Consider the following 17,830-nt stretch of genomic DNA (forward strand, 5'->3'; position numbering starts at 1 on the left):
CCATCCGTTAAATCGTCCTGAAAACCAGCAGCAGCAGGCAGGCAAAGACCGGTACCGCCGCCGTCAGGCTGTCGATTCGGTCAAGGATCCCGCCGTGGCCAGGAATCAAATGACCGCTGTCTTTAATGCCGGCTTCACGTTTGAACATACTTTCGGTGAGATCACCCAAAACGGAAGCCAGCGCTGCCACGATGGAACAGGTTAACAGTATGGACGGTGCAACGTCCAGATTTGCCCACAGGCCGTAAGCCCAGGAGATAATTGCCGCCGTGATCAGGCCGCCGATAAACCCCTGCCAGGTTTTGCCCGGCGAAACCTTCGGCGCCAGCTTGTGCTTGCCGAACAGCTTACCAAACATATAGGCTCCGGAGTCTGCGCCCCAGACCAGGATCATGACATAAAGCAGCCACAGCGCGCCGCTGTAGTGGTTTTCATCATAGTGCCACGCGCGCAGCGCCAGCATTCCCCAGAAGAACGGTATAATCGTGACGATACCGAAAATCAGGCGCAGAACCTTTGACTGACGCCAGAAGGCGGCGGACGCGGGATAAGAGAGCACCAATACCAGCGCAATCACCCACCAGACCATCGAGGCCCACAGCGATGTTTCCACCACCGGTTGATGAATATTGTGGTGATATTCCGGAATCATAAAGAGCATCACCGCCAGCAACAGGCCACATAGCACCGCCAGCCACACGCGTTGAGTGCGCGAGGTGAAACCGCTTAATTGTCCCCATTCCCAGGCCGCCAGCATACAGACAACCAGCGTCACAATAGCAAAGCCGCCGGGCGGCAGCAGAAACAGGGCTGCAATGACAACCGGTATTAGAATTAATGCAGAAATCAGGCGATACTTCAGCAAAAGCTACCCCCATCAGGCCTTGTCGCCACCAGGCTCGGTGCCGCCGAAACGACGTTCACGATTGGCAAACGCATGCAGTGCACCCTCAAAGTCTTGTTCATCGAAATCGGGCCAAAGAACATCTGTAAAGTAAAGTTCAGCATAGGCAATTTGCCAGATAAGAAAGTTACTGATTCGATGCTCTCCCCCGGTCCTAATTACTAAATCTACGGGAGCCAGTTCATGCATGCAGACCTGCTGATTCAGCAGTTCTTCACTGATTTGATCGGGGCGGAGTTCCCCTTCCTGAACCTGTTCGGCTAAGCGCTGAACTCCCTGAACAATATCCCATCGGCCACCGTAGTTGGCGGCGATGTTCAATGTTAACCCCGTATTATGTTCCGTCAGCGCTTCCGCTTTCCGAATCCGCTCTTGCAGGCGGGAGTTAAAGCGACGGGTATCGCCAATGATCCGCAGCCGAACGTTATGACGGTGCAGACTTTTTACTTCGCTATCCAGCGCCCAGACGAACAGCTCCATCAGAGCGCTCACCTCTTGTTCGGGGCGATTCCAGTTTTCACTGCTGAACGCGTAAAGCGTGAGTGCTTCAATACCATGATTCGCGGCATAGGCGACGGCACGACGCACGGATTTCGCCCCGGCTTTGTGCCCAAAGGCTCGGATTTTACCTTGCTTTTTCGCCCAGCGGCCGTTGCCATCCATAATGATTGCCACATGACGGCAACCGTGGGCTGGCAGATTCTCACTGGTTGGTTGGTTAGCAGACAACATAACGCGTTTTTAATCCATAAAAAGGGATGAGCGGTACCCCGGAATACAGCTGTACACTTTGTCGCACAGGCGAGCCTGATTGATTTTACGTCTCTTTGTCTCGCAAAAAAGCCGTGTTAAATCACGGCTCTCTCCGTCGCCCAGCCAAAACGCGCAGCGATCGGGTGGCGCAGACTATATCACTGAAGCCAGATGCTCACAAATGCCATAACGGCATGTATGCTGATTCCGCTCTCATTACCTGACGAAATATTTCGTCTGCATCACCGCCGCTTCACGCGCCCACGCATCAATCGCCAGCACCTCATCCACGCTCTGAGGTTCGCGCAGATCGCGCTGCTCCAGCACCGCCAGATTGAGGGCGGCGATGTCGGTAAAGCGAATCTGACCGTCGAGGAATGCCGCGACCGAAATCTCGTTAGCCGCATTCAGCGCGGTAGTCGCAGCCTGCCCCTGTTCGAAAGCATCCATCGCCAGCTTCAGGCAAGGGTAGCGGGCATAATCCGGTTCGGAAAAGCTCAGCGCGCCCAGCTTACAGAAATCCAGCGCTTTCGCCCCGGACACGACGCGGTGCGGCCAGGCCATGGTATTAGCAATCGGCGTCCGCATATCGGGCTCACCCAACTGCGCCAGCACGCTACCGTCCTGGTAACGTACCATCGAGTGGATCACCGACTGAGGGTGAATCAATACTTCCATTTGCTGGGCTGATGCATTGAACAGCCAGCGGGCTTCGATGTATTCCAGACCTTTATTCATCATGGTGGCCGAGTCGACGGAGATTTTGCGCCCCATCGACCAGTTCGGGTGACGACAGGCCTGATCTGGCGTCATGGCGCTCAGATCGGCGATAGGCGTCTCCCGGAACGGGCCACCTGACCCGGTGAGCAGAATGGACGACACCCCATGCTGCGTCAGGTCAGCGTAACCTAAGTCGCACTGAAAACTTTGCGGCAAACTCTGAAAGATAGCGTTATGTTCACTGTCGACCGGCAGCAGCCGCGCGCCAGACTGTTTTACCGCCTCGAGGAACAGCCGCCCGCAGGTCACCAGCGACTCTTTGTTCGCCAGCAGAATCGTTTTACCCGCGCGAATCGCCGCCAGGGTCGGAAGCAAGCCCGCCGCGCCGACGATTGCCGCCATCACCTGATCGACCTCATCAAGCGCCGCAACCTCACACGCCGCCTGCTGACCGCTCAGCACCTCGGTGCGGCTGCCGCGCTCGTGCAGCGCCAGCTTCAGGGCATCGGCACTTCTGGCATCGTCCATCACCGCATAGCGCGGAGCAAATTCCAGACATTGTTCGACCATCCGGTCGACATTTTTGCCCGCTACCAGCGCCGTGACGGCAAAACTCTCGGGGTTATGACGCACCACGTCCAGCGTGTTGCAGCCGATAGAGCCTGTTGAGCCCAGAACAGTTAATCGCTTCATGAGAGATCCAGGATTGATAAAATGCAAAACGCCGCCAGCGAAGCGCTTATGCTTCCTGTACGGCGTTCATCGCACCACTTACACAGCTTAGAACTGCATCAGCTCGGCTTCTTTCTCTGCCAGTGCGGCTTCAACTTTCTTGATAGCAGCATCAGTCAGTTTTTGTACTTCTTCCTGAGAACGGCGATCGTCGTCTTCGCTGATCTCTTTGTCTTTCAGCAGCGCCTTCACTTTGTCGTTCGCATCACGACGAACGTTACGCACGGAAACGCGCGCCTGTTCGGCTTCGCCACGAACGATTTTGGTCAGGTCTTTACGACGTTCTTCCGTCAGCGGAGGCAGCGGAACGCGGATATCGGTACCCGCAGAGCTTGGGTTCAGACCGAGGTCAGACGCCATGATCGCTTTCTCAACGGCCGGGCCCATAGAGCGGTCGAACACGTTGATTTTCAGCGTACGGGTATCTTCTACGGTGACGCTCGCCAGCTGACGCAGCGGGGTTGCTGTGCCGTAATACTCAACGACAATGCCATCCAGCAGGCTGGGAGAAGCACGACCCGTGCGAATTTTGCTGATTTGGTTTTTGAACGCTTCAACGCATTTGTCCATGCGTACTTCAGCATCTTTTCTGATATCGCTAATCACGTTACGAATCCTTGAAAACTAGTCTCAGTCGACCAAACGGCCACACAGTACAGAGAATGTGCTTAAGTATAGTCTCGTTTAAATCAAGCCACAGAATATCTGAATTCTGCCAGATAAAAGCGAATCTTACCCGGAAATGGCAGTAACGGAAATTATTCCGTAATTAAAGTGCCTTCTTTTTCGCCCATGACCACGCGACGCAGAGCGCCCGGTTTGTTCATGTTGAATACGCGAATTGGCAGTTTGTGGTCACGGGCCAGCGTGAAGGCAGCCAGATCCATGACTTTCAGTTCTTTATCCAGTACTTCGCTGTAGGTCAGCTGTTCGTACATGGTGGCTGACGGGTCTTTCGCCGGGTCAGCGGTGAATACGCCGTCAACTTTGGTTGCTTTCAGCACCACGTCGGCTTCAATTTCGATGCCGCGCAGGCAGGCTGCGGAGTCGGTGGTGAAGAACGGGTTGCCGGTACCGGCGGACAGAATCACGACGCGGTTGTTACGCAGCAGGCTGATCGCCTCTGCCCAGCTGTAGTTGTCGCAAACGCCATTCAGCGGGATTGCCGACATCAGGCGGGCGTTCACATAGGCGCGATGCAGTGCGTCACGCATTGCCAGACCGTTCATTACCGTAGCCAGCATGCCCATGTGGTCGCCCACAACGCGGTTCATACCGGCTTTCGCCAGACCCGCACCGCGGAACAGGTTGCCACCACCAATGACGACACCCACCTGGATGCCCAGCTCGACAAGTTCTTTAATCTCTTGCGCCATGCGGTCAAGAATACTTGCGTCAATACCGAAGCCTTCAGTCCCCTGCAATGCTTCACCGCTAAGCTTAAGCAGAATACGTTTGTAGACAGGTTTTGCGTTGGTAGCCATTTTCTTTCCTGAGAGTGTCACGAATGGGATGGTTAAATTCGAGTGACATCATGCGTTCCTTGCCACTTAGCCCCTATAGGAGCTGGCTGATTTCCACATGACGATGTTCTTTCTGTACTGCGATTCTTTACGACACAAAAGAGAGCCGCCCTCAGGCGGCTCCTTTACTGCAATTAAGACTGCTTGGACATGGCAGCAACTTCTGCTGCGAAGTCAGTCTCAACTTTCTCGATGCCTTCGCCCACTTCGAAGCGGATGAAGCCAGTCACGTCAGCGTTGTGCTCTTTCAGCAGCTGGCCAACAGACTTGCTCGGATCCATAACGAACGGCTGACCGGTCAGAGAAACTTCGCCGGTGAATTTCTTCATGCGGCCTTCAACCATTTTCTCTGCGATTTCTTTCGGCTTACCAGACTGCATCGCGATATCCAGCTGTACCTGGTATTCTTTCTCTACCACTTCAGCGGATACGTCTTCCGGCTTAACGAATTCTGGTTTGCTTGCAGCAACGTGCATTGCCAGCTGTTTAACCAGCTCTTCGTCAGCGCCTTTAGCTGCAACCAGAACACCGATGCGCGCACCGTGCTGGTAGTTGCCCAGAACGTCACCTTCCAGGGAAGCTACGCGACGGATGTTGATGTTCTCACCGATTTTAGCAACCAGCGCAACACGTTCTTCTTCGAACTGTGCTTTCAGAACTTCAACGTCGGTGATGTTACCCGCAACAGCAGCGTCCAGAACTTTGTCTGCAAATGCCTGGAAACCAGCATCTTTAGCAACGAAGTCAGTCTGGCAGTTAACTTCCAGAATGAAAGCAACGTGGCCGTTGATTTTGGTTTTGATCACGCCGTCAGCAGCAACGTTGCCTGCTTTTTTAGCCGCTTTGATCGCGCCAGATTTACGCATGTTTTCGATTGCCAGCTCGATGTCGCCATTAGCTTCAGTCAGGGCTTTTTTGCAATCCATCATGCCTGCGCCAGTACGTTCACGCAGCTCTTTTACCAGGGAAGCGGTAATTTCAGCCATTCTAAAATCCTCGGAAGATTTGATCTGCCCGGCCTGAAACCGCACAGATTTAAAAGTGAAAAAGGGGGCCATAAACAGGCCCCCTAACCAAACGTGTTACTACCTGGTTTATAAGGGCTCTAACGAGCGTGCCTTATTACTCAGCTTCTACGAAGCTTTCTTCCGCCTGGGAAGCCAGATCGGAAGAACGGCCTTCACGAACGGTAGCAGCGACAGCGCTCAGGTACAGGGTCACAGCACGGATTGCATCGTCGTTACCCGGGATAACGAAATCAACGCCATCTGGATCAGAGTTGGTATCAACGATAGAGAATACCGGGATACCCAGGTTGTTCGCTTCTTTGATAGCAATGTGTTCGTGGTCAGCATCGATAACGAACAGTGCGTCCGGCAGGCCGCCCATGTCTTTGATACCGCCCAGGCTGTTTTCCAGTTTCTCAAGCTCACGAGTACGCATCAGCGCTTCTTTCTTGGTCAGCTTGTCGAAAGTACCGTCCTGAGACTGAGTTTCCAGATCTTTCAGACGTTTGATGGACTGACGAACGGTTTTCCAGTTAGTCAGCATACCGCCCAGCCAGCGATGGTTCACGAAGAACTGGTCGCAGCTCAGAGCAGCTTCTTTCACAGCTTCGCTTGCAGCGCGTTTAGTACCAACGAAAAGGATTTTGCCTTTACGAGAAGAGATCTTGTTCAGTTCAGCCAGAGCTTCGTTGAACATCGGTACAGTTTTCTCAAGGTTGATGATGTGAACTTTGTTACGCGCGCCGAAGATGAAAGGCTTCATTTTCGGGTTCCAGTAACGGGTCTGGTGACCGAAGTGAACACCAGCCTTGAGCATGTCGCGCATGGAAACAGTTGCCATGGTTAAAACCTCTATAGATAAAGTTGGGGTTATGCCTCCACGTATCCCATATTACCGACCCCAAAGGGCACCCCGGAATATGTGTCGATACGTGTGTGTTATTTACACAAAGTGAGATTTGTCGCTTCCGGACAAAACAATGAACGGAAGTTCGGCGCGCTTTATACCATAAAATTGGTGAAGACACCAACAGTTGTTATCTGCCCCGCAGGGCACGAAAGGCGAAGTTCAGAATGATTCTCAATTTGGCAGGCAGTGCTCCTGGCTGTTAACATTGACATCACTAATACTCAATTATTGTCGAAAAAATCGACACTGATGGACATATTCCATGGCTATTTCTATTAAGACCCCAGAAGACATTGAAAAAATGCGCGTTGCCGGCCGTCTGGCTGCCGAAGTGCTCGAAATGATTGCCCCGCACGTGAAGCCTGGCGTGACCACCGGCGAGCTGGATCGCATTTGCAACGACTATATCGTTAACGAACAAAAAGCGATCTCTGCCTGCCTTGGCTACCACGGCTATCCGAAATCGGTCTGCATTTCTATTAATGAAGTGGTGTGCCACGGTATCCCCGATGACGAAAAGCACCTGAAAGACGGCGACATCGTTAACATCGACGTGACGGTCATTAAGGATGAGTTCCACGGCGACACCTCCAAAATGTTTATCGTCGGCAAACCGACCATTCTCGGCGAGCGTCTGTGCCGCGTCACTCAGGAGAGCCTGTACCTGGCGCTCAAAATGGTGAAGCCGGGCATCAACCTGCGCGAAATCGGTGCGGCGATTCAGAAGTTCGTTGAAGCTGAAGGCTTCTCGGTGGTGCGTGAATACTGCGGTCACGGCATCGGCCGCGGCTTCCACGAAGAGCCGCAGGTGCTGCACTACGATTCTCGCGAAACCGACGTGGTGCTGAAACAGGGCATGACCTTCACCATTGAACCGATGGTCAACGCCGGTAAGAAAGAAATCCGCACAATGAAAGACGGCTGGACGGTAAAAACCAAAGACCGAAGCTTGTCTGCACAGTACGAGCATACTATTGTGGTGACGGACAACGGCTGCGAAATACTGACGTTACGCTCGGATGACACCATCCCGGCGATAATCTCGCACAACGACTAACGAAAAGCCGGCGCACGCCGGCTTTTTTATGGGTAATCGTTTTTTCTTATGGGTGGCGCAATGAGTAACTCCTTACCTGAACTGGCTTGTACCCCCCTTCCCGCCCTGCCCGGCCAACCGGAAAATCCGGTTGAGTGGCCAGAAAGCAGCCTCAACTGCACCGATATTAAAAGCCGGCTGGACGATTTCCAGCGCTGGCTGGGCGTCGCTTTCGACGATGGCGTCAGCGCCGAGCAGCTGATTGAAGCCCGCACCGAATTCATCGACCAATTGTTACAGCGGCTATGGCTACTGTACGGTTTTGGTGCCGTGGAAGACGCCGCGCTGGTTGCCGTCGGCGGCTACGGCCGCGGCGAGCTACATCCGCTTTCGGACGTCGACCTGCTGATCCTCAGCCGTAAAAAACTGCCCGACGAACAGGCGCAGAAAATCGGCGAACTGCTGACGCTGCTGTGGGATCTCAAGCTGGAAGTGGGCCACAGCGTTCGCACGCTGGAAGAGTGTCTGCTGGAAGGCTTATCTGACTTAACCGTCGCGACCAACCTGATTGAGTCGCGGCTGCTGATTGGCGACGTCGCGCTGTTCCTCGAACTGCAAAAGCATATTTTCAGCGAAGGCTTCTGGCCGTCAGAAACGTTCTTCCCGGCCAAAGTGGCCGAACAGGAGGCGCGCCACCAGCGCTACCACGGCACCAGCTACAATCTGGAGCCGGACATTAAAAGCAGCCCGGGAGGCCTGCGCGACATCCACACCATTCAGTGGGTCGCCCGCCGCCACTTCGGCGCCACCTCGCTTGACGAAATGGTCAGCTTTGGCTTCCTGACCGAAGCAGAGCGTAACGAACTCAATGAGTGTCTGCATCTGCTGTGGCGCATTCGCTTTGCCCTGCATCTGGAACTAACCCGCTACGACAACCGCCTGCTGTTCGACCGTCAGCTTAGCGTCGCCCAACGCCTGAAGTATGCCGGTGAAGGCAATCAGCCGATCGAACACATGATGAAGGACTTCTATCGCGTTACCCGCCGCGTCGGCGAGCTGAACCACATGCTGCTGCAGCTGTTTGATGAGGCAATCCTGGCGCTGACCGAAGACGAAAAGCCACGCGCCATCGACGACGACTTCCAGCTGCGCGGTACGCTGATCGATTTGCGCGACGACACGCTGTTTATTCGCGAGCCGCAGGCGATCCTGCGCATGTTCTATATGATGGTGCGTAACAGCAATATCACTGGCATCTATTCCACTACGTTGCGCCACCTACGCCACGCGCGGCGTCATCTTACCGAGCCGCTGTGCTATATCCCCGAGGCGCGTTCGCTGTTCCTGAACATGCTGCGCCACCCTGGTGCGGTCAGCCGCGGTCTGCTGCCAATGCATCGCCACAGCGTGCTGTGGGCCTATATGCCGCAGTGGTCGTATATTGTCGGCCAGATGCAGTTCGACCTGTTCCACGCCTATACCGTTGATGAACACACCATCCGCGTGCTGCTAAAGCTCGAAAGTTTCGCTCACGAAGAAACCCGCTCGCGCCATCCGCTGTGCGTCGACCTGTGGCCGCGCCTGAACCACCCGGAGCTGATTCTGATTGCCGCCCTGTTCCACGATATTGCAAAAGGCCGCGGCGGCGACCATTCCATCCTCGGCGCGCAGGACGTGCTGAAGTTTGCCGAACTGCACGGGCTGAACTCGCGCGAAACCCAGCTGGTCGCCTGGCTGGTGCGCCAGCATCTGCTGATGTCCGTCACCGCCCAGCGCCGCGATATCCAGGACCCGGAAGTCATCAAGCAGTTTGCTGAAGAAGTACAGACCGAGCACCGCCTGCGCTTCCTGGTGTGCCTGACGGTGGCCGATATCTGTGCCACCAACGAAACGCTGTGGAACAGCTGGAAGCAGAGCCTGCTGCGCGAGCTGTACTTCGCCACTGAAAAACAGCTGCGCCGCGGGATGCAAAACACGCCGGATATGCGCGAACGCGTCCGTCATCACCAGATGCAGGCGCTGGCGCTGCTGCGCATGGACAACATCGACGAAGAGGCGCTGCATCAAATCTGGAACCGCTGTCGCGCCAACTACTTTGTGCGCCATACGCCAAACCAGCTGGCCTGGCACGCCCGTCATCTGCTCAAACACGACCTGACCCAGCCGATGATCCTGCTCAGCCCACAGGCCACCCGTGGCGGCACCGAGATCTTTATCTGGAGCCCCGATCGGCCGTACCTGTTCGCCGCCGTGTGCGCCGAACTGGATCGCCGCAACCTGAGCGTGCACGACGCGCAGATTTTCACCACCCGCGACGGCATGGCGATGGACTCATTCATCGTGCTCGAACCGGACGGCAGCCCGCTGTCCAGCGATCGTCATGAAGCAATCCGCTTAGGGCTCGAGCAGGCAATTACCCAGCGCAGCTGGCAGCCGCCGCAGCCGCGTCGTCAGGCGGCCAAGCTGCGCCACTTTTCGGTGGATACCGAAGTCAATTTCCTGCCGACCCATACCGACCGCCGCTCATTCCTTGAGCTGATCGCGCTCGACCAACCTGGGCTGCTCGCCCGCGTCGGTCAGGTGTTTGCCGACCTCGGCATTTCGCTCCACGGGGCCAGAATTACGACAATTGGTGAACGAGTAGAAGATTTATTTATAATCGCCACCGCCGACCGGCGTGCCCTTAATAATGAGCTGCAACAAGAAGTGCAACAACGGTTGACAGCAGCCCTCAATCCAAACGATAAAGGGTAACGTATTTTTTTTAAGTAAATGGAAAGAGAAACAATGCAGCAATTACAGAACGTTATTGAGTCCGCTTTTGAGCGTCGCGCCGACATCACGCCGGCAAATGTGGATACCGTAACCCGCGAAGCGGTTAACCAGGTGATTTCCCTGCTGGATTCCGGCGCGCTGCGTGTCGCTGAAAAGATTGACGGCCAGTGGGTCACTCACCAGTGGCTGAAGAAAGCGGTTCTGCTCTCTTTCCGTATTAACGATAACCAGGTTATCGACGGTGCGGAAAGCCGCTACTTCGATAAAGTACCGATGAAATTCGCCGACTACGATGAAGCGCGTTTCCAGAAAGAAGGTTTCCGCGTCGTGCCACCGGCAGCCGTTCGCCAGGGCGCTTATATCGCGCGTAACACCGTACTGATGCCATCCTATGTGAACATCGGCGCTTACGTTGACGAAGGCTCCATGGTCGATACCTGGGCAACCGTTGGCTCCTGCGCGCAAATCGGTAAAAACGTTCACCTGTCCGGCGGCGTCGGCATCGGTGGCGTACTGGAACCGCTGCAGGCGAACCCAACCATCATCGAAGACAACTGCTTCATCGGCGCGCGTTCTGAAGTGGTTGAAGGCGTGATCGTTGAAGAAGGTTCCGTGATCTCCATGGGCGTGTACCTCGGTCAGAGCACCAAAATCTACGATCGCGAAACCGGCGAAGTCTTCTATGGTCGCGTACCGGCAGGCTCCGTTGTCGTTTCCGGCAATCTGCCTTCTAAAGACGGCAAGTACAGCCTGTACTGCGCGGTCATCGTGAAGAAGGTCGATGCGAAGACCCGCGGTAAAGTGGGTATCAACGAGCTGCTGCGTACTATCGATTAATAAGATGCGAAAAAGCGGGGGCTACCCCGCTTTTTTTTATTCGTAAGCTGGCGGAAATAGATTTTTTCGTTAATTATTCAATAGTTAATTTAGATCAGGGGTGCCGCTATGTACGATAATCTGAAAAGTTTAGGGATTACCAATCCCGATGAAATCGATCGTTACAGCCTCCGGCAGGAAGCCAACAACGATATCCTGAAAATCTATTTCCAGAAGGATAAAGGCGAGTTTTTTGCCAAGAGCGTCAAGTTCAAGTATCCGCGTCAGCGTAAAACCATCGCCGGTGACGGCGTGGGACAGGGCTTCAAAGAAGTGCAGGAAATCAGCCCAAATCTGCGCTACGTGATCGACGAGCTGGATCAGCTCTGCCAGCGAGATCGCACAGAAGTCGATCTGAAGCGTAAGATCCTGGACGATCTGCGTCACCTCGAAAGCGTTGTGACCAACAAGATCAGCGAAATTGAAGCCGATCTGGAAAAGCTAACGCGTAAGTAGCTGCGGGTGAATGTATTCGTAGGCCGGGTAAGGCGAAGCCGCCACCCGGCAATGTGCAAGTGCCATGCCTGATGGCGCTACGCTTATCAGGTCTACGCAAACCACAAAGTGTGCATCAATATCACAACCGGGTTTTATCACCGCTGCTCATCCAGCTGTAGCGCAATATACAACAGCAGCCTGTCATCGAAATTCCCCAAATCCAATCCCGTCAGTTCAGAGATACGGTTCAGGCGATACTCCAGCGTATTACGGTGAATAAACAGCGCTTTTGACGTGGCCAGCGGCTGCACGTTATGGCGAAACCACGCGGCTAGCGTACGGCGCAGCAGGCCGTTGTTGTCCATTGCCTTCAGGCGCATTAGCGGACGCGACAGTTCATTCGCCTGCCAGCCGCCGCGCAGGCTATCGAGCAGTACCGGCAACATTAAATCCTGATAGAAATAGCTGCGGCTTTCCGGCATCCGCTGCTTACCCACCATCATGGTGGTGCGCGCGGTGCGATACGAGCGGGCAATGCTGCCCGGCCCGGTAAAATAGTTGCCGAGCGCCACGCGAAAACGCAGATGGCCGTTTTCTTTCATCCGCGCAATCAGCTGCTCAACGCGCTTCTGGTGATCTTCGGCATCCCAGCGGCCAAAGGGGTTGAGCGCCGGCTTCAGTACCACCATTTCGGTCAGCGAGACAATGGCAATCAGGTTATTGCGCTCCGGGGTGGTCAGCGCGTTTTGCAGCTGCTGCAGTTCCGCCATCGCGCTATCGACACCCAGCTGGCCGCTGTCCACTTCCACCACCGCCGCCACGCGCGGCTGATTGAGGTCAATGCCCAGACGCTGTGCCCATTCGGTCAGCGCGGGCGTGTTCTCTTCGGCCTGGATCAGGTTCATCACCAGCTCTTCACGCAAACGGCTATCCTGCGCCAGCAGGTGCATCAACCGAGACTGCTCAAGCATCATCTCCGCCGTCATGCACACCAGCTCACCGTATTTGCGCAGCGTCTCCGGTTCACCGGTCAGGCCAATAACGCCGACGATTTCCCCCTCCAGACGCAGCGGTAGATTGATGCCTTGCCGGACGCCGTGCAGATGGCGCGCCACCGCATCGTCAATATCCACCACCCTGCCCTGAGACAGTACCAACAGCGCGCCTTCGTGCAATTCACCAATACGCTCGCGATCGCCGCTGCCGATAATGCGCCCACGAGCATCCATTACGTTGATATTGGTATCAATGATGCGCATGGTTCGCGCCACAATATCCTGCGCCATTTTTGTATCAAGATGCCAGCTAGCCATGAACCCCTCCTGTGAGCAGGTTACATGATAAGAAAGATGAGAATCCCCTGCACTGTGCAAATGCACAAAGCACGGTTGAGATCTATGGAGTTGTGGGAAGCTTCACATTACGCAGAAAGAAACCCTTTCCCCGGGCGGGGAAAGGGTTGGGGTGAGGATTACTGCATCAGCAGGTAGATAGTGCTATCGCCACGCTGAATATTCAGCGCCAGTACGGACGGTTTGCTGTCGAGGATTTTGCGCAGCTCGGCGATATTTTTCACCGCCTGCTGGTTTGCTCCCACGATAACGTCACCTTTCTTCAGGCCAATCTGTGCGGCCGGGGTGCCGGCTTTCACCGAATTCACCACCACGCCTTTGTCCTGGCCTTTGTTGCTCATCTCTGCGCCTTCAATCCCGTTGAAGATGCTGCTGGACTCAACCTGATTCTGGCTGCTCTGCTGCAGTTCAAGGTTAACCGTTACCGGCTTACCGTCGCGCAGCAGGCCGAGGGTGATTTTGCTGCCCACCGGCATGGTGCCTACCTGCGCACGCAGGGCTGCGAAGCTGCTGATCGGCTTGCCGTTCAGCTCGGTAATAACGTCGCCCGCTTTGATGCCCGCTTTCGCGGCGGAAGAGTTCGGCATCACCTGGCTGACGAAGGCGCCGCGCTGAGCGTCGACTTTCATCGCTTTCGCCAGCTCGGAGTTCAGCTCAGTACCCATAATGCCCAGCTCACCGCGTTTCACCTGACCAAATTTCACCATCTGGTCGGTCAGGTTTTTCACCATGTTACTCGGGATAGCAAAACCGATACCGATGTTGCCGCCGTCCGGCGCGAGGATTGCGGTGTTAATCCCGATCAGTTCGCCGTTCAGGTTAACCAGCGCGCCGCCGGAGTTACCGCGGTTGATCGCCGCATCGGTCTGGATAAAGTTTTCGTAGTTTTCGACGTTCAGACCGCTACGCCCCAGCGCCGAGACGATACCTGAAGTCACGGTTTCGCCCAGGCCGAACGGGTTACCGATGGCGACGGTATAGTCACCTACGCGCAGTGCGTCGGAATCCGCCAGCTTAATCGCGGTCAGGTTTTTCGGGTCCTGAATCTGAATCAGCGCGATGTCGGAACGCGGGTCCTTACCGACCACTTTGGCATCGAACTTGCGCCCATCGCTCAGTTGAACCTTAATCACGTTGGCGTTATCGACCACGTGGTTGTTGGTCACGACGTAGCCTTTGGCCGCGTCAATCACCACCCCGGAACCCAGCGCCATAAATTTCTGCTGCTGCTGCGGCTGGCCGCCAGCGCTCGGGCCCGCGCCCTGACAGAACGGCGAGCTCTGGAACGGTGAACCGTCCTGGCAGAACGGCGAGTTGTCGCCGAAGAACTGCTGGAAATTACGGCCCATGCGCGGCGTGTTTACCGTTGTGCTGCCCTCAACATTAATGCTGACGACTGACGGCATTACCTTTTCCAGCATCGGTGCCAGGCTAGGCATAGGCTGGGCAGCGGATGCGGTGGAAGATGCCGTCTCGGCCGCGCTAGCGGACAACGGAGACAGAGCCAGACTTAAACTAAGAGCCAGTGCACTCATTGCTAACGTGGTTTTTTTCATGTGTTTCAATCTCAATATCAGATTACGCAAAATTGCTGTGTCGTGACTATCAGATTCACTTTATGGCACTAAGTTCCGTTTTACGGTGCGTTGGAAAAGTAAAAATTTATTGAGCGTCTTTACAAAACTTCTGATTATTCTACCGCCATCAGCCGTCGATATTCATCCCATGCGTAGAGATCGGTCATACCGCTGATATAATCCTGCAACAGGCGACAGCGATAATAATATTCCATCACCGGGAACTCCACGCTCTCGCGCGGAATTTTGTTTACCGCCTCAACATAGGCTAAACGATGGCGGGTTGAAAGTTTGCAGAAAAGCCGTGACTCAATCGGCAAGTGACGGACTCTTTCCTGTTCTACCAGCTCGCTGAAATCGCTTAAGGATAATTTAAGCAACGGCCCATAGATATCCAGTAACCCGCCAATAACGCGGTAGCCCTGTAATTCAAGCTGCTCGACCTCAGGATGACTAAAGACATGTTTTCTCGCAACATTTTTATAAACATCCAGCAATTTACTATAGCTACTTTCATCTTCCAGCAGCGCGTGATTAAAATCACCGGTATAAATCTGCGACAAATTATCAATAAACCGCTGTGCCGCATAGGGCACCAATTTATTTAGCGTATTGACCCGTAAATACATAAAGAACTGATCTTCAGCACTGCGGCTTAATGAATTGGCGCGCGATTTATCCCAGGCATTTTCCACCACCTGTGCGAACAGTGAGCCTTTGGCATGATCCGACCAGGCATCGTATAAATGCTGATACAGCTGCTCAACGCTAAAGATGCGTTTTTCTACCGCATCTTCAAGGTCAGCGACACAATAAGAAATATCATCGGCCGCTTCCATAATCCAGGTTAATGGGAAGCGATTGTAAGGCGCTAAATCAAGTTCTTTACGTAAGCGCGCAATATACTGTTCTTCGGCCAGGTAGTAGCCCGGTTTTTTCATTAAATAACTGTGGGTCGCCGGCGTCTCGCCCGCCCACCAGGCCGGGCGGGTGTATTTCAAAATGCACCCCACCTGCGCCCAGGTCAGATTCATGCGCATTAAGGTGTGTACCAGGCGAATGCCCTGCGCGTTGCCCTCGAAGTGACATAAATCCTGGCGCACCTTACGGCGCAGCCCGTTCAGCGCCTCTTCTCCCTCGCGCAGCCGCAGGCTGACCACCTCACAGCGGTCGTGGCTGAGCGGCTGGCCCAGCGCGTCTTTCGGCGCCAGACGCTGGCTGAACCAATCGTTGATCGCCGCTTCGCCAAAGTGGCCGAACGGCGGGTTGCCGATATCGTGCATCAGACAGGCCATTTCAACCACGCTCTCAAACGGCCCGGTCAGCTCGTCGAGCCCGTAGGCAGCCAGCAGCTTTTTCTCTTTCAGGCGGCTGAGGATCTCTTTGGCGATATAGCGCCCCACCTGCTGCACCTCCATCGAGTGGGTCAGGCGCGTGCGGACGGCAGCGTTGCGTTCCAGCGGGAACACCTGGGTTTTCTGCTGCAGGCGGCGAATGGCGGGCGAGTTAATAATGCGCCCACGGTCGCTTTCAAAAATGCGCAGAATTTCATGCTCCGAGCCCGCGCCCTGCGGTGAGCGATAGCGCCGACGCCAGTTAATTTTGTTGCGAAAATCAATCTTAGCCATAGCCTCTCCATCGCGAGCCACTCATTACAAGACATGCGCTTCCGTCGAACCGCATGATAAACTATGCCTTTAAACATGGCATATCGCGAGTAAATCTATGAAAATCGGCATTATTGGCGCAATGGAAGAAGAAGTGACGCTGCTGCGTGACAAAATCGAAAATCGTCAAACTATCACCCTCGGCGGTAGCGAAATCTACACCGGTCAGTTGAACGGCGTTGACGTTGCGCTACTGAAGTCAGGCATTGGTAAAGTGGCTGCCGCGATGGGTGCCGCCCTGCTGCTGGAGCGCTGCCAGCCGGACGTGGTGATCAACACCGGTTCTGCGGGTGGCCTGGCGCCGACGCTGAAAGTGGGCGATATCGTGGTCTCCGACGAAGCGCGCTACCATGATGCCGACGTCACCGCATTCGGCTACGAAATTGGGCAAATGGCCGGTTGCCCGGCAGCGTTTAAAGCCGACGAAAAACTGATTACCGCGGCGCAATCCTGCATTAAGGCGCTGGATCTGAACGCCGTTCGCGGCCTGATTGTCAGCGGCGATGCCTTCATTAACGGTGCCGAAGGGCTGGCAAAAATCCGCCGCAACTTCCCACAAGCGATTGCCGTTGAAATGGAAGCGACCGCAATTGCCCACGTGTGTCACAGCTTTGCCGTGCCGTTCGTGGTGGTGCGCGCCATCTCCGACGTGGCAGACAAAGAGTCTCACCTCAGCTTTGACGAGTTCCTGGCCGTCGCGGCTAAGCAGTCAACCCTGATGGTTGAAGCGCTGGTGCAGAAGCTGGCGCGTGGCTAAGCGGCTTCTCACCGGGCTGCTGGCCCTGCTGTTTAGCGCCCCGGCGTGGCTAACTGCCGCGCCGCGGGTTATCTCTCTCTCCCCAGCCAATACCGAACTGGCCTTCGCCGCTGGGATCGTCCCCGTTGGCGTCAGCGCCTGGTCAGACTATCCCGCGGCCGCCAAGCAGATTGAACAGGTCGCCTCGTGGCAGGGTATCAACCTTGAGCGTATCGTTGCACTGCACCCCGACGTCGTGCTGGCGTGGAAGGAAGGCAACGCCGAGCGACAGGTCAATCAGCTGCGCTCGCTGGGCATCACCGTACTGTGGATTGATTCACACCGTATTGAAGATATTGCCGACGCGCTGCGCGCGCTGGCAAAGTGGAGCCCGCAGCCGCAAAAAGCCGAACAGGCTGCCGCCGACTTATTACACGACTACGCGCAGCTGAAGGCTCAATACGCCAGCGCGCCGAAAAAACGCGTGTTTATGCAGTTCGGCTTTAACCCGATTTTCACCAGTAATAAAAATGCGATTCAAAACCAGGTACTGGAAATTTGCGGTGGGCAGAACGTTTTTGCCGACAGCCGCGTCGCCTGGCCACAGGTCAGCCGCGAGCAGGTGTTGACCCGTCAGCCGCAGGCGATTGTTGCCGCCGGAGACGAGAGTCAAATTCCGAAAATTCAGCAGTACTGGGCTAGCCAGCTCACAGTCCCGGTCATTCCGCTGAATAGTGACTGGTTTGAACGCGCGAGCCCACGTATTATCCTTGCCGCAAAACAACTCTGTACTGCGCTGGAGCAGGTTCATTAACGGGATAATT

16 protein-coding genes are annotated in these 17,830 nt (G+C 55.1%); 6 read left to right on the top strand and 10 right to left on the bottom strand.

What is annotated here, in order from left to right; all coding sequences use genetic code 11:
• Positions 1-7: 7 nt before the first annotated feature.
• The 7 genes from cdsA to rpsB all read right to left on the bottom strand — a co-directional run bounded on the left by cdsA (position 8) and on the right by rpsB (position 6,480).
• Complete coding sequence (cdsA, locus tag V6942_RS14200) at positions 8-865, bottom strand: phosphatidate cytidylyltransferase (RefSeq protein ID WP_106925572.1); 858 nt, start codon at positions 863-865, stop codon at positions 8-10.
• A 12-nt stretch (positions 866-877) separates the two neighbouring features.
• Complete coding sequence (ispU, locus tag V6942_RS14205; RefSeq protein ID WP_106925570.1) at positions 878-1,636, bottom strand: (2E,6E)-farnesyl-diphosphate-specific ditrans,polycis-undecaprenyl-diphosphate synthase; 759 nt, start codon at positions 1,634-1,636, stop codon at positions 878-880.
• 237 nt (positions 1,637-1,873) lie between these two features.
• Entirely contained in the window at positions 1,874-3,070 is a 1,197-nt protein-coding gene (gene ispC / locus V6942_RS14210) for a 1-deoxy-D-xylulose-5-phosphate reductoisomerase (protein WP_333501382.1), read from the bottom strand.
• An 87-nt stretch (positions 3,071-3,157) separates the two neighbouring features.
• Positions 3,158-3,715 carry a ribosome recycling factor gene (gene frr, locus V6942_RS14215; protein ID WP_106925566.1) on the bottom strand — a complete coding sequence of 186 codons (558 nt, stop codon included), beginning with the start codon at positions 3,713-3,715 and terminating at the stop codon, positions 3,158-3,160.
• A 152-nt stretch (positions 3,716-3,867) separates the two neighbouring features.
• Positions 3,868-4,593, bottom strand: a complete 726-nt coding sequence (gene pyrH, locus V6942_RS14220) for a UMP kinase (protein ID WP_001748944.1) — start codon at positions 4,591-4,593, stop codon at positions 3,868-3,870.
• A 173-nt stretch (positions 4,594-4,766) separates the two neighbouring features.
• A complete protein-coding gene (gene tsf, locus V6942_RS14225) occupies positions 4,767-5,618 on the bottom strand; it encodes a translation elongation factor Ts (RefSeq protein WP_106925564.1) in 852 nt (283 codons plus the stop codon).
• 136 nt (positions 5,619-5,754) lie between these two features.
• Positions 5,755-6,480, bottom strand: coding sequence for a 30S ribosomal protein S2 (rpsB, locus tag V6942_RS14230; RefSeq protein WP_064547569.1), 726 nt, complete (start codon positions 6,478-6,480; stop codon positions 5,755-5,757).
• 331 nt (positions 6,481-6,811) lie between these two features.
• Between rpsB and map the strand changes: the two genes are divergently transcribed.
• From map to V6942_RS14250, 4 genes are all read left to right on the top strand, one after another.
• Positions 6,812-7,606: a type I methionyl aminopeptidase gene (map, locus tag V6942_RS14235; RefSeq protein ID WP_106925562.1), complete on the top strand. Its 795-nt coding sequence runs from the start codon at positions 6,812-6,814 to the stop codon at positions 7,604-7,606.
• Between the two features lie 60 nt (positions 7,607-7,666).
• Positions 7,667-10,339 carry a bifunctional uridylyltransferase/uridylyl-removing protein GlnD gene (gene glnD / locus V6942_RS14240; RefSeq protein ID WP_106925560.1) on the top strand — a complete coding sequence of 891 codons (2,673 nt, stop codon included), beginning with the start codon at positions 7,667-7,669 and terminating at the stop codon, positions 10,337-10,339.
• A 33-nt stretch (positions 10,340-10,372) separates the two neighbouring features.
• Positions 10,373-11,197 carry a 2,3,4,5-tetrahydropyridine-2,6-dicarboxylate N-succinyltransferase gene (gene dapD, locus V6942_RS14245; protein ID WP_052285401.1) on the top strand — a complete coding sequence of 275 codons (825 nt, stop codon included), beginning with the start codon at positions 10,373-10,375 and terminating at the stop codon, positions 11,195-11,197.
• A 108-nt stretch (positions 11,198-11,305) separates the two neighbouring features.
• Complete coding sequence (locus tag V6942_RS14250; RefSeq protein WP_106925558.1) at positions 11,306-11,692, top strand: DUF3461 family protein; 387 nt, start codon at positions 11,306-11,308, stop codon at positions 11,690-11,692.
• 137 nt (positions 11,693-11,829) lie between these two features.
• Here V6942_RS14250 and cdaR read toward each other — a convergent pair whose 3' ends face one another.
• The 3 genes from cdaR to dgt all read right to left on the bottom strand — a co-directional run bounded on the left by cdaR (position 11,830) and on the right by dgt (position 16,231).
• Positions 11,830-12,987 carry a DNA-binding transcriptional regulator CdaR gene (gene cdaR / locus V6942_RS14255; protein WP_106925556.1) on the bottom strand — a complete coding sequence of 386 codons (1,158 nt, stop codon included), beginning with the start codon at positions 12,985-12,987 and terminating at the stop codon, positions 11,830-11,832.
• Positions 12,988-13,145: 158 nt separating this feature from the next.
• Complete coding sequence (gene degP, locus V6942_RS14260; protein ID WP_106925554.1) at positions 13,146-14,582, bottom strand: serine endoprotease DegP; 1,437 nt, start codon at positions 14,580-14,582, stop codon at positions 13,146-13,148.
• Positions 14,583-14,716: 134 nt separating this feature from the next.
• Positions 14,717-16,231 (bottom strand): dGTPase, encoded by a 1,515-nt coding sequence (gene dgt, locus V6942_RS14265; RefSeq protein ID WP_182929433.1) that lies wholly within the window; start codon positions 16,229-16,231, stop codon positions 14,717-14,719.
• Positions 16,232-16,328: 97 nt separating this feature from the next.
• On the opposite strand from dgt, the gene mtnN reads away from it, so the two are divergent.
• On the top strand, positions 16,329-17,027 hold the full coding sequence (gene mtnN, locus V6942_RS14270; RefSeq protein WP_182929434.1) for a 5'-methylthioadenosine/S-adenosylhomocysteine nucleosidase: 699 nt from the start codon (positions 16,329-16,331) through the stop codon (positions 17,025-17,027).
• Positions 17,020-17,820, top strand: a complete 801-nt coding sequence (gene btuF / locus V6942_RS14275; protein WP_333501383.1) for a vitamin B12 ABC transporter substrate-binding protein BtuF — start codon at positions 17,020-17,022, stop codon at positions 17,818-17,820. The genes mtnN and btuF overlap by 8 nt, the downstream gene beginning before the upstream one ends.
• Positions 17,821-17,830 lie beyond the last annotated feature (10 nt).

The sequence above is a fragment of the Kluyvera genomosp. 2 genome (assembly GCF_036759865.1).
Taxonomy (GTDB): Bacteria; Pseudomonadota; Gammaproteobacteria; order Enterobacterales; family Enterobacteriaceae; genus Kluyvera; species Kluyvera ascorbata_B.